General features: G+C 62.4%; 9 protein-coding genes. 4 read left to right on the plus strand and 5 right to left on the minus strand.

Annotation, left to right across the window (positions count from 1 at the left end; all coding sequences use genetic code 11):
* Window positions 1–90: 90 nt before the first annotated feature.
* The 4 genes from AACH73_RS17260 to AACH73_RS17275 all read left to right on the plus strand — a co-directional run bounded on the left by AACH73_RS17260 (window position 91) and on the right by AACH73_RS17275 (window position 5,330).
* Entirely contained in the window at window positions 91–1,236 is a 1,146-nt protein-coding gene (locus tag AACH73_RS17260; protein WP_338736581.1) for an AAA family ATPase, read from the plus strand.
* Between the two features lie 11 nt (window positions 1,237–1,247).
* On the plus strand, window positions 1,248–2,330 hold the full coding sequence (locus tag AACH73_RS17265) for a ParB/RepB/Spo0J family partition protein (RefSeq protein ID WP_338736487.1): 1,083 nt from the start codon (window positions 1,248–1,250) through the stop codon (window positions 2,328–2,330).
* Window positions 2,331–2,540: 210 nt separating this feature from the next.
* On the plus strand, window positions 2,541–3,644 hold the full coding sequence (locus tag AACH73_RS17270; RefSeq protein WP_338736488.1) for a replication initiator protein A: 1,104 nt from the start codon (window positions 2,541–2,543) through the stop codon (window positions 3,642–3,644).
* 648 nt (window positions 3,645–4,292) lie between these two features.
* A complete protein-coding gene (locus tag AACH73_RS17275) occupies window positions 4,293–5,330 on the plus strand; it encodes a family 43 glycosylhydrolase (protein ID WP_338736489.1) in 1,038 nt (345 codons plus the stop codon).
* Window positions 5,331–5,778: 448 nt separating this feature from the next.
* Here the strand turns inward: AACH73_RS17275 and iolB are convergent, their stop codons facing one another.
* The 5 genes from iolB to AACH73_RS17300 all read right to left on the minus strand — a co-directional run bounded on the left by iolB (window position 5,779) and on the right by AACH73_RS17300 (window position 12,312).
* Window positions 5,779–6,600 (minus strand): 5-deoxy-glucuronate isomerase, encoded by an 822-nt coding sequence (gene iolB, locus AACH73_RS17280; RefSeq protein ID WP_338736490.1) that lies wholly within the window; start codon window positions 6,598–6,600, stop codon window positions 5,779–5,781.
* Window positions 6,597–7,499: a myo-inosose-2 dehydratase gene (iolE, locus tag AACH73_RS17285; protein ID WP_338736491.1), complete on the minus strand. Its 903-nt coding sequence runs from the start codon at window positions 7,497–7,499 to the stop codon at window positions 6,597–6,599. The genes iolB and iolE overlap by 4 nt, the downstream gene beginning before the upstream one ends.
* Complete coding sequence (iolD, locus tag AACH73_RS17290; protein WP_338736492.1) at window positions 7,496–9,322, minus strand: 3D-(3,5/4)-trihydroxycyclohexane-1,2-dione acylhydrolase (decyclizing); 1,827 nt, start codon at window positions 9,320–9,322, stop codon at window positions 7,496–7,498. The genes iolE and iolD overlap by 4 nt, the downstream gene beginning before the upstream one ends.
* 14 nt (window positions 9,323–9,336) lie before the next feature.
* Entirely contained in the window at window positions 9,337–11,253 is a 1,917-nt protein-coding gene (gene iolC / locus AACH73_RS17295; RefSeq protein WP_338736493.1) for a 5-dehydro-2-deoxygluconokinase, read from the minus strand.
* Window positions 11,254–11,445: 192 nt separating this feature from the next.
* Entirely contained in the window at window positions 11,446–12,312 is an 867-nt protein-coding gene (locus tag AACH73_RS17300) for a MurR/RpiR family transcriptional regulator (RefSeq protein ID WP_338736494.1), read from the minus strand.
* Between the last annotated feature and the right edge of the window lie 95 nt (window positions 12,313–12,407).

The following is a 12,407-nucleotide window of genomic DNA, read 5'->3' on the forward strand; positions in this document are numbered from 1 at the left end:
GTGAACGCAAATCATTGGAATAATGAGGGGTTTCATCCTCACCTTGCCGAAGCTGAGCGAATCACCCAGTTGGCGCAGGCCGGTGAGCAGATGGTTGAGCGTTTGCGCCGCACCGCCTTCCTCCCCGGTGCCACGAAGGCGCTGAATGTGCGCCTGGGCATTGCCGAAGCCGCTGAACTGCTGGGCTGTTCCACCAACCGCATCCGCATGGCCGAACAGGATGGCCGCCTGCCTCCCCCGCCCGAAAGCGATACGGGGCGGCGTCTGGGCTATGATATTCCGGCGCTCCTCAATATGCGGCAAGTATTGGGCGCGTCGCCGCGTCGCTCTCCGGAAGACCCGCCGGCCATTATCACGGTGCAAAACTTCAAGGGCGGCGTCGGTAAATCGACCGTCACCACGCATCTGGCCCACTATCTGGCCGTTCAGGGCTATCGCGTGCTGGTCGTCGATTGCGACAGTCAGGCCACCACCACCACCCTGTTCGGCTTCAATCCGCATTTTGCCATCCGCCGCGAAGAGACTCTCTACCCCTATCTGTCGATCGAACCGACCGAGGACAGCCTGCACTATGCGGTCAAATCGACCATCTGGCCCAATGTCGATCTGATCCCCTCCAATCTTCAGATGTTCGATGTCGAATATGAACTGGCGGCGGCCGGTTCCGGAGGCGGCGGCACACTGGCCTCTCGCTTTCGCAAGCTGAAACAGGGGCTCAATGAGCTGGCGCAAAATTACGATGTTGTCCTGCTCGATCCGCCTCCGGCGCTGGGCACGATTTCGCTGGCGGTGATGCAGGCGGCCAATGCGCTTCTGGTGCCACTGGCGGCGACGACGCCCGACTTCTGCTCGACCGTGCAATTCCTCTCCATGATGTCGCAGGTCATCACCCAGCTTCAGGAGGCCGGCATTCAGGTCGAATACGACTTCTGCCGCCTGATCTGTTCGAAGTTCAATTCCAACGACCCGAGCCATGCCATGATCCAGCGGATTATGGAGCAATCCTTCGGCCCGGCCCTCCTCCCTATCCCCATACTGGAGTCCGCCGAAATCAGTCACGCGGCGCTGCGCATGATGACTGTCTATGAGCTGGAAAAGCCTGTGGGCACACCGAAAACCCACAAACGCTGCCGCAGCAATATCGACGAGGCGATGGGCCAAATCGAAAAACTTATCCGCCTGCGCTGGGGACGTGTGGATAACGAGAAGGGCGCGGCACTGGCCGCTGCCCTATAGGGGATTACACCATGTCCAAACGTCAGTCCGACTATCTGTCCGCCCTACTTAACGACGCGCTGGCCGAAAGCACACCCGCACCGGCGGCCCCTGCCCGTCCCTCTCCGGCGGTTCCGGCCGCCCCTGCCCCGGCAAGCGTACGATCAGCCACCACGCTTCTGGCGCGGGAATCCGCCCTGGCCCGCGTCGCCAATGGCGAGGTGAAGCAGGTCACCCAGCTTCTGCTCGATCCGGCGCGTGTGCGCATCTGGGCCGGAAACCCGCGTCATCAGGAGTCGCTCAACGAAGCCAATTGCCGTGAGCTGATCGACGCCATTCTGGCCGAAGGCGGGCAAAAGGTCCCGGCGGTCGTCCGCCGCGTGGATAATGACCCTGAGCACGATTACGAGGTGATCGCTGGCTCCCGTCGCCACTGGGCCATCTCATGGCTGCGCGCCAACAACTACCCGGACATGATGTTCCTGGCGCAGGTCTATGCGCTGGACGACGAGTCCGCCTTCCGCATCTCCGACATCGAAAATCGCGCGCGTAAGGACGTCTCGGATTTTGAACGCGCCCGTACCTATCTGGCCGCGCTCGATCAGCACTATGGTGGCAAGCAGGTGCGTATGGCCGAACGCCTGCGCCTCTCGAAAGGCTGGCTGTCGAAAATGCTAAGCGTCGGCGCCCTGCCCGCTTGGGCTGTCGCCGCCTTCGCCAGTCCCGCCGACATTCAGCTCGCAACCTGCTACCCTTTGGCGCAGCGTATCCAATCCCTCGAAGCCGCCAACGACACCGAACTTTTGCCGTTGATGAAGTACGCTGCCGAGGAAGTGGCGAAACTGCAGGCCAGCGTTCGAGGTGGCCCGAGCATTCCCGCCGCCGAGGTGGTGCGTCAGTTGATGACAGTCGATGCGCCGGCCGCCGCCGAGGACCGCAGCCTGCTCACCCTGCCCGCTCCGTCCGGCCGTCCGGCGCTCAGCATCATGTCGTCCAACCGTAACGGCGTGTCGCTGCGTCTGCATGCCGGATCGGGCGCTTCGGCACGCGAGCTGACCGACTTGTTCCGCAAGGCGCTTGAGACTTTGGACAAGCAGGGCAAGGGGCTGCGGTAAAAAGTTTCTTCGAGGAAACTTTTTTGGTTTCAGGGTGTGTGGGGCCTAGCGCTCAGACAGCGAAGCAATAGCGCTAAAAAGGCCCCACACCCCGACACTCACCTCATCCTGAGAATCGGCGTATGAAAAAGTTTCCTCGAAGAAACTTTTCAGAATCCAGGGCCGGAGGCTCCAGAGTCTCACCTATCTTTCCTCATCAAATATGCAGACATGGCTGCCAGGATCATGGCCGAAGACAAGCCCGAACAGATTGATCTCTTCCTGCCCTATCTGGCCGATCTGAGCCTGCGCGATCAGCGCGAGATGATGGAGAGGCCTTTCTTCAGTCTGGCCAAGTCGAAGCGTCTCAAGCCCATCGACTATACGTCCCCGGACGGCAAGGTCTGGGTGCACGTGTCGGCCAATCCCGACTATGGCATGGCGACGATCTGGGACGCTGACATTCTGATCTATTGCGCCAGCGTGCTGAACGACCTCAAACAGCGTCGCGTCAACGAAATCCCGCGCACGCTGAAAATCATGCCCTATGACCTGCTGCGCTCCATCGGCCGCCCTATTTCGGGCCGCTCCTATGAGCTTTTGGGTCAGGCGCTCGACCGGCTGCAATCGACAACCGTCAAAACCAATATCCGCTCGGACCTGCGCCGCGAAGCCACCTTCTCCTGGCTCGACAACTGGAGCCAGTTGGTCGATGAAAAGACCGACCGCTCACGCGGGCTCAGTCTGTCGCTCTCAAGCTGGTTCTATGAGGGCGTGCTGATGAATGGAGGCGTGCTCTCCATCGACCGCGCCTATTTCGACATCACCGGCGGGCGCGAGCGCTGGCTATACAAGGTCGCCCGCAAGCACGCCGGCGGGGCCGGCGAGGGCGGCTTCGCCATCGCCCTGCCGACGCTGTTCGAAAAGTCCGGTGCCGAAGGTCAGTACCGCCGCTTCAAGTTCGAAATCGCCGCCATCGTGCGCCGCAACGACCTGCCGGGCTACGACCTCAGCCTGACCGAAGCCGCAACCTCGCGCGAACCGCTGCTGCACATGGTGCGCCGCGACGCCAGCCCCGCACCCGTCGAAGTGGTCAAACCGACGGCCAAACCCAAGCCCGTCAGCGCCAGTGACGAACCGCGCGGCTATATCACTGAGGACACGCTGGAGCACCTGCGCAAACATTATCGCGGCTGGGACTTCCACGCCCTGCACGCCGATTTCCGCGCCTGGCTGGCTGAAAGTGCGGACCGCGCCCCCGACCGCTATCAGAGCGCCTTTATAGGCTTCGTCAAACGCTATCACGAAAAGAACCGCCATCAGTTGCGGGCTTAGGTTTTGAGAAGGTAAGGGTAAAGAACGCAGGGGCCTCAGGCCCCTGCAACCCACAACGGGGCACAAACGACTAGCGATTATTGTGTGGCTTGGTGGGGAAGGGGCTTCGCCCGAAGATCATAGAGGCCTGAGCGTATAGGGGTGCAGGGGCCTGTGGCCCCTGCGTCTTTCATCTTCTGTCTTTTCGTTCCCCCACCAAAGCGTTCCCGAAGTGACGAATCACTCTCCGGTGTTTGACAACAAACCATCACAAAAACCGAATCTGTTGACAGGAAGGGAATCGGTTTGAACGAGTTTTGAGCGAGGCTTGGCCAAATTGATTCAAAAACCACGGCCCCGCACCGAAGTTTCGACACATCGGGAACGGCCTTCGGCACATCGGGAACAATCCCCTGATACTTCGGGAACGCGGCCTTTGACACTTCGGGAACGCAGACGCGACACAACGGGAACGCTGTGGAGGCCTAGTCCGATGACTCCATTGCGAATTTCAGGCCTCTGGAGGCGTTTAACTCTGTAACTTAAGACTCTTGAACGCCTCTAACGCCTTCAGAGGTTTAGATAAGGAAAAGGTTTGAAAGGGCGTTTTGACAAGGGCCGGGGAGGGCGATAGGGTAATTGTAAGACATAATCAAACGGGAAGCCGAAATGCCAAAACCGACCTCTTTATCGCGTCGTCTGTTTATCGGGTCTGCGGCCGCCGCTGGCCTGAGTGCGCCCGTCATCGCGCAGGCTAAAAGCGCGCCGATCATCAACCCCATTATCCGGCAACGCGCCGATCCGCAAATCCTCAAACACAGCGACGGCTATTACTATTTCATGGCCACGGTGCCGGAGTATGATCGTCTGGTCATCCGCCGTGCGAAGACGCTGGGCGAACTGTCCGCGGCCGAAGAGGTGGTCGTGTGGCGGCGTCCGACCGAGGGCCGGATGGGCGGCTATATATGGGCGCCGGAGTTGCATCATTTCGATGGCCAGTGGCGGCTCTATTTCGGGGCCGGGGATAAGGGCGAACCCTTCCGTGTGCGCACCTATGTCATCTCTACCGCCGAGGCCAATCCGTTGACCGCCAAGTGGAACGCGCCCGTGCAAGTGCAGATGCCCTGGGACACCTTCAATCTCGACGCCACTGTATTTGAGCATCGTGGGGTGCGTTACATGCTGTGGGCCCAGAAGGAGCCCGGCATCGACACCAATTCCAACCTCTACCTCGCGCCCATGGCCACGGCCACGACCTTTGCCGCGACGCCGGTGCGCCTGACCATCCCGACCTATGACTGGGAGACCGTGAAGTATAAGGTCGCCGAAGGGCCGGCGGTGCTGATCCGCAATGGCCGCATCTTCGTGACCTATTCGGCCTCCGCGACCGATCATAACTACTGTCTGGGGCTTCTGACGGCCAGGGCCGATGCCGACCTGATGGACGCGGCCTCATGGAGCAAGTCGCCCGTACCCGTCTTCGTCAGCTCGGAAAAGAACACTATCTGGGGGCCGGGGCACAATGGCTTCACCGTCGATGAGCGCGGCCGCGATGTCATCGTCTATCACGCCCGCGACTACAAGGAGATCAAGGGCAACTCGCTTTTTGACCCTAACCGCCACTCCAGATTGCAATATGTGAAGTGGCGTAAGGATGGCACACCCGATTTCGGTGAACCCGTGCCTGTCGGCCCGCTGAAACGCTGAATTTCTGATTCAAAATCAGAGTCTTAACGGCGAAACGAGGCTGAAATCTTCTGCGGATATCGCCGAGGCGCTCAGGCGGCCCGTGAGGGGCCTTCAGCTTCTTTTTTGATGGCGTATGGCCAAAACATGAAAATGCGCTGTGCGGGCTTCCTAGTGCCCTTTTCGTGGATTTGTGATTTTGGCGTTTTTCTAGAAGTCAAACGAAGGGGCCGCGGGCCCCTTCACCCCTAACCGGGAGCATACGCGCCTGGCGAAGTGCAGAGGGGGATAGGGGGAGGGGGCTTCGCCCGAAGACCGGCTCGCACCGCGTTTCGGGGTGCAGGGGTCGTGACCCCTGCATTCTTGTTCATGTTCGAACAAAGTGAATTTCCGAACATGTAGAGTTTATCAGGTTAGAAAAATCCGATTTTCATAACATGTGAGGGGTGAAGTTTTGGGGACCCCGTACTCACTCTCGCGACACCCCTCGGCCCTTCAGCATCCACTCGTGCTGCGGGTCATTGCGGAAGATCCAGCGACGTTCCGGCCCGGCCATAACGTTGAGGTAGTAGAGGCTGTAGCCATGCGGCGCGCCGACCGGGTGATAGCCGCGCGGGACCAGCACCACGTCGCCGTCTTCGACAAGCACGGCTTCATCGAGGCTGCGGTCGTCGGTATAGACGCGTTGAAAGCCGAAACCCTGCGGCGGGTCGATCCGATGATAATAGGTTTCTTCGAGCTGCGTCTCCAACTCAGGCTCAGCGCTGTCGTGCTTGTGTGGCGGATAGCTCGACCAGTGACCGGCGGGGGTGACCACTTCGACCACCAGCAGGCTGTGGGCCGGGCGGTCCTGCGGCAGGATGTTGCGGACGTAGCGGGTATTGGTGCCCTGACCGCGCACTTCGCGCGACATCTCGGAGGCCGCGATCTGGCGCACCGCATCACCGGCCTGACCCGGTGCGGTGCACACGGCCAGTTCAACGGTGTCCTGAGCCGTTACGGCATAGGCGGTGGCGGGCGGTACGAAGATGGCGCCTGGCGGCGCGTCCTCGAACGGCGAGCGACGACCACCCACTGCGGCGAAGTGTTCTGTCCCGGCCTCTATGTCGGCCGTGCCACTGACGATGACGAGGCAGGTTTCGCGCGTCTCGTCCTGCCCACGATAGGTCTGACCGGCCACCAGCCGCACCAGCGTGAAACCGACATAGGTCCAGCCCGCCGACTGCGGCGTAATGACGGTGACGCGGCCTTCGGCGTCTGGCGGGGCCGGGCGAACGCGCAGATGGCTCATCGGGCGGCCTCTGACAGACCGGCGGCCTCAGCGGCGGTACGTAGGGTTTTCAGCCCCAGCTCGGCATAGGCGCGCGGATCGGCCTTTGCCGGGTCCTGCTCAGCCTCGATAATGATCCAGCCAGCATAGCCAATGCGTTTCAGGCCCTGCATGACGCGGTCAAAGTCAATCGAGCCGTCGCCCGGCACGGTGAACATGCCGGCCAGCACGCCGTTGAGGAAGCTCTCCTCAGCTCCGGCGGTCTGGTCAAACACCGGCTGACGCACATCCTTGCAATGGACGTGGACGATGCGTTCCGGATGGCTGTCGATCAGGCCATAGGGGTCGATACCGCCCAGAACCGCGTGGCCCGTATCGAGCGTCACCCCGACATTGGGCGTGGTGTGGGCCAGAAACGCCTTGAGGTCCGCTTCGTCCTGTACGACCGTCCCCAGATGGTAGTGGTAGGCGAGTTTGAGGCCCTGAGCGTTGACATAGTCGGCCACCGCGCTGAGACGCGCCCCAAAACGTGCCCAGCCCTCGGCATCAAGATGCGGGCGGTCTTTCAGGGGAATGTGTTTCTGCCCGTGGATGGCATTGCTCGTTTCGGCGATGACGAAAACGCGGCTGCCCATGGCTTTCAGAAGCGCCAGATGCCCTTGCAGGGCGTCGATTTCGGCCTCGGCGTCGCGTGTCAGAAGCTCGCAGCTATACCAGCCGCCGACCAGCTCGAGCCCATAGCCGCCCAGCAGGGCCTTCAGCACCGGGGCGTCCTTGGGGAATTTGCCGCCCAGTTCCGATCCGGCGAAACCAACCTCGGCAATGTCCTTCAGGACGCTGTCGAGCGGGGTATCGCCGCCCAGTTCAGGCATGTCGTCATTGATCCAGGCAATGGGGCTGACGCCGAAGGTAATGGTCATGAGGGGTCCCTGAGTGTTTTGAGTTTTTGGTCATAGGCGCTGCGCGCGGCCCGCACGGCGGCGGAATCCGAGACTTCGGGGACGGCCACGTCCCACCAGGCCCCGCCTTCGCCAAGCCCTTGCGTGGCCTCGGTTTCGATAAGGATCAGATTGACACCGCCGCGGGTTCTGGCGGCTTCGATGGCACTTTCCAGTGCGTCGATAGAGGCTGCGTGCACGGCATGGGCCCCCATGGCGCGGGCGTGGCCCACGAAGTCGATATACGGCAGGGTTTCGTGGTGACTGTCTTCGAGGCGGTTGTTGAACGGCGCTCCACCCGTCGCCTTTTGCAGGCGGTGAATACAGCCAAAGCCGCGATTGTCGATCAGGATGACGGTCAGGCGCACCCCCGTCATCACGGCGGTGGCCAGCTCTGAGTTCATCATCATGTAGCTGCCGTCGCCGACCAGCACATAGACCTCGCGCTCAGGCTCGGCCATGGCCACACCCAGTCCGCCGGCGATCTCATAGCCCATGCAGGAATAGCCGTATTCCATATGATAGCCGCCGCTCTGGCGCGTGCGCCACAGCTTGTGCATATCGCCGGGCAGACCTCCGGCGGCGGCCACGACCACGGCGTTTTCCGGGGCACAGCGCATCAGCGCGCCCAGAACTTGCGCCTCGGTAGGCGTGCCCTGAGCGGTCATAACTGCGTCGGCGCGGGCCTCCCAGACGGTGCGCGCCGCACTCAGACGCTCGGTCCAGTCCGGCGGAGCCTGATAATCGCTCGTGATCTGCGACAGGACGGTCTTGGCGTCACCAATAACCGGCAGGGCGTCGAACTTGTGCGCATCAAACGCCGCCGTATTGATCGAGGCGATGCGCGCCTGCGGGAAGAGGGCGGCCGAACCGGTCGTGAAGTCCTGTAGTCGTGTGCCGATGGCGATGATCAGGTCGGCCTCACGCGCGGCCTGATTGGCGGCGTTCGTGCCGGTGACGCCGATGGCCCCCAGATTGAGAGCGTGGTCATGGGGCAGGGCGCCCTTGCCGGCTTGCGTCTCACAAAAGGGAATGCGGTGGCTCAGGCAGAAGGCCGACAGGGCGCTTTCGGCCTGACTGTAACGCACACCGCCCCCGGCGATAACCAACGGGCGTTTGGCCTCAGTCAGCGCCTGATGCAGGGCGGCCAGATCATAAGCATCGGCCGGGGCGCGTCGCAGGGGCCACAGACGCGGCTCAAAGAATTTGGCGGGATAGTCAAAGGCTTCGGCCTGCACATCCTGACACAGGGCCAGCGTCACCGGGCCGCACTGGGCCGGATCGGTCAGGACGGCCATGGCGGCGGGCAGGGCCTTCAGTATCTGTTCCGGACGGGTGATGCGATCAAAATAGCGCGAGACGGGCCGGAAACAGTCATTGGCCGAGACGGTGGCGTCGCCGAACGCCTCGATCTGCTGCAGGACCGGGTCGGGGCGGCGGCTGGCATAGACGTCGCCAGGCAGGAAGAGGACCGGCAGACGGTTGACATGGGCGACGGCGGCGGCGGTGACCATATTGGTCGCCCCCGGCCCGATGGAGGTGGTGCAGGCAAAGGCGCGCCGTCGCGCCCTCTGCTTGGCATAGGCGATGGCGGCGTGCGCCATGCCCTGTTCGTTATGGGCGCGATAGGTGGGCAGCCGATCGCGCACCGCATAGAGGGCCTCGCCCAGCCCCGCCACATTGCCGTGCCCGAAAATGGCCCAGACGCCGGCAAAAAAGGGCACAGGGCCGTCCTCTGAGTCGACCATTTGCACGGCCATCCAGCGCGTCAGGGCCTGAGCCATGGTCAGTCGGATAAGGGTCATGGCGTCTCTCCCGGTTATTGGCGGGGCTGACGAATGGCCCGCCACCCGTCCACCAGCCGCGACAGCTTGTCTGCCATGGCGGCGGTGGCGGCGTCATCATCCATTTCGCCCCGTAGCCACTGGGCCGCCACATCGTGGAAGATGGTCCGCCCGATAGCAAAGCCCTTTACGCACTTAAAGCGGGCGGCGACCCCAAAGGCTTCCAGCAGTTCCTCTTCCGGTGCCGAGAGGCCCAGCACCACCACGCCGCGACATAAGGGGTCATTATCAGCGATGACGGCTTCGATGTGTCGCCAGTTGTCGGCGTCTGCGACGGGTTCCAGCTTCCACCAGTCGGGCTTGATGCCAAGGTCGTACAGGCGCTGCATCCCGCGCGCGCGCGTCGTAGTGTCCGACACCATACCGGCGGGCAGGATCAGTTCCAGCAGCAGTTCATGGCCTGAGCGACGGCAGGCATCGAACAGGGTGATCAACTGACGCTCCTGTTCGTCACGCAGGGCTTTCTCATCGTCGGGATGATAGAGGACCAGGCACTTGACCACCTGATTGACGGGCCAGGTGTGCAGGTCGAGCCCGACATCGGCCCCGGTTTCAAATTGCAGAGGTCGTGATTTCGGCACCTCGACCGGGCGGCCGATCCAGTAGGTCGTGTGTCCGGCCTCGCTAAGCGCCTCGGCCCCATAGCGCCCATCCAGCAGCACGCCGAAATCGGCATGGCCTTGTGCCAGACGATCCACGGCCTTAAGCGCCAGCCGCTTGAAGGCTGAGATGCGCGACAGCTCGGCCCCGAAATCGCTGGCCATCTCCTCGAACTGGAAACGGTGATCCATGGCGAGGATCATCAGGGCGTCATAGTCGCGGTGGCGCGTGCGCGCCCAGTGCAGGTGATCGAGCGCGTTTTGGGCCTCAGCCGTCATCGGGTGTTGCGCGGCCATAAAGGCCTGCAATTCATCAAAGGTCGGCATGGCCGGGGCGCAGGAATGGCGCGTCACCACCAGCGCGCCGCAGGCATTGGCCCAGCGCCCGCAGGTGGCGAGGTCCTCACCACCCAGCCAGCCGCGCAGAAAACCGGCGCTGAAGGCATCGCCCGCCCCCAGCACATTCATCACCTCAATGGCAAAGCCCGGCACGACCAGCCCGTCAGCGATGCGGTCGGGCACCTCGCCGGGGAAGATGGCGCAGCCATCCGGCCCCAGCTTGCATACCAGCACGGCGTTCGTCTGGGCGCGGATGGCCTTCAGGGCGGTAATCACATCCTCATGCCCACCCAGAATCCGCACCTCTTCCTCGGTGCCGATAATCAGGTCACACAGGGGCGTGACGGTGGCCAGACGCCGTGTGACTTCCGGATCGGCGACGTAGCGCTGCTCGCCCATGTCGCGCGTCGTCAGGCCCCACAGAACGGGGCGGTAGTCGATGTCAAAGGCGATCTGACCGCCGGCGGCCTTTACCTGCCGCACGGCCTCCAGACTGGCGGCAAAGACGCCCGGTTGCGACAGGTGGGTGCCGTCGATGACCAGCGCGCGCGCCGAGGTCAGCCAGGCCGGGTCGATATCGGCCATATCAACGGCCATGTCGGCGCAATTTTCGCGGTAAAAGATAAGCGGGAAGGTGTCCTTATCGACGATCCCCAGAAGCACCAGCGCCGTCAGACGCGCCGGGTCGGTCACCACGCCGGCCGTATCGACGCCTTCGCGGCGCAGGGCCTCAAGGATGAAGCGGCCCATATGGTCGGCCCCGACACGCGTGATCAGCCCGGCCTTCAGCCCCAGCCGCGCCGCCCCGATGGCGGTGTTGGTCGGGCTGCCGCCGACATATTTGGCAAACGAGGCCATGTCTTCGAGACGGCCACCGATCTGCTGCCCGTACAGGTCCACACTGGACCGGCCCAGCGTGATGACATCCAGTCCGCCAAGGGTGCGAGCGCCCATAAAACCTCCCACGAGGCGCTTGAACCGGCCTCTTTTGGAATGTTTATTTCTTTATTTGGAATTTTGCAATTATCATTTCAAAAATGATTTCACCCTTGCGATGAGAGCGGAATGATCTTTTCAGAATCATTCCGCTCAAGCCGCCATTGAGGCGGCGGCCAAGGTGGCGAAGCCGCCGCCCGGCGAGGGGCTTTAGGTGGCAAAGGCGTAGGCCACGACGAGGGACTGCGCCAGACACAGGGGCGCGGTCAGCGAACGAAAGGCGCGCACTTCCGATTCGCGCAGCAACAGGCTCTGATGCCCCGGCTTGACGAGAGGCGAGACATTGGAATCGGTGATCGACAGCACCTGCGCGCCGCGTTCCAGCGCCAGCGCATGGCAACGCACGGTTTCTTCGGCATAGGGCCGGAAACTGATGGCGATCAAAAGGTCTTCGGCGCGGATGCCGCGCGCCTGCTGCTCCCAAAGCCCACCCGCGCCATCCAAAAACACCACACGCTTGCCCGCCCGCTGAAGCGCGTAGGCGAGGTAGGAGGCGACCGGAAAGGCGCGGCGAAACCCGGCAATATAGACGTTATCGGCGGCGATAATGGCCTCGACGCTGGTGCGAATCTGCTCGGCAGACACGCTTTGCCGCAAATGGGTGAGGGCCAGAATATCGGCTTCGGCAAACTCATCCAGAATGGAACTAAGCCCCTCGGCCCCTATCCCCTCAGAGGCCCCGAAGGCGCGGGCCCGCTCGCCATAGGCCAGACTGATATGGCTGGACAGCAGCTCATCTCGGATGACCTTCTGCATCTGAGACGCCCCGGCATAGCCCAGCGTCTTGGCAAAGCGCACCAGTGCCGAAGGCTGTACATCGGCGCGTTCGGCGACCACGGCCAGGGTCTCGAACGCCACGTCTTCGGGCTTGTCCAGCACGAAACTGGCCACCTGTTTCATGCGCCGTGAGGCGTCGTCATACTGGCGCATGATGGCCGCGCGCAGGGCATCGAGCGTTTGCGGGGCGTCACCGCCGGGGGTGACGTCTTCGGGGGTTTCCGCCGGGTGTGGGCTCATCGGGGCACTCCGCCGCTGAGAAGAGAATCAACCATTTTCCAAGTTGACACAATATGGAATATTTGTTCCAAAATGCAAAGCCAGACGTGGAACCC

This window comes from Asticcacaulis sp. DW145 (assembly GCF_037101385.1).
Classification (GTDB): domain Bacteria; phylum Pseudomonadota; class Alphaproteobacteria; order Caulobacterales; family Caulobacteraceae; genus Asticcacaulis; species Asticcacaulis currens.

Bases quoted from the DNA above. Each gene is read 5' to 3' on its own strand.
- AACH73_RS17270 (WP_338736488.1), top strand. From the start codon at position 2,541: ATGGCTGCCAGGATCATGGCCGAAGACAAGCCCGAACAGATTGATCTC.
- iolC (WP_338736493.1), bottom strand. From the start codon at position 11,253: ATGGGCGCTCGCACCCTTGGCGGACTGGATGTCATCACGCTGGGCCGG.
- AACH73_RS17265 (WP_338736487.1), top strand. From the start codon at position 1,248: ATGTCCAAACGTCAGTCCGACTATCTGTCCGCCCTACTTAACGACGCG.
- AACH73_RS17275 (WP_338736489.1), top strand. From the start codon at position 4,293: ATGCCAAAACCGACCTCTTTATCGCGTCGTCTGTTTATCGGGTCTGCG.
- iolE (WP_338736491.1), bottom strand. From the start codon at position 7,499: ATGACCATTACCTTCGGCGTCAGCCCCATTGCCTGGATCAATGACGAC.
- iolB (WP_338736490.1), bottom strand. From the start codon at position 6,600: ATGAGCCATCTGCGCGTTCGCCCGGCCCCGCCAGACGCCGAAGGCCGC.
- AACH73_RS17260 (WP_338736581.1), top strand. From the start codon at position 91: ATGGTTGAGCGTTTGCGCCGCACCGCCTTCCTCCCCGGTGCCACGAAG.
- AACH73_RS17300 (WP_338736494.1), bottom strand. From the start codon at position 12,312: ATGAGCCCACACCCGGCGGAAACCCCCGAAGACGTCACCCCCGGCGGT.
- iolD (WP_338736492.1), bottom strand. From the start codon at position 9,322: ATGACCCTTATCCGACTGACCATGGCTCAGGCCCTGACGCGCTGGATG.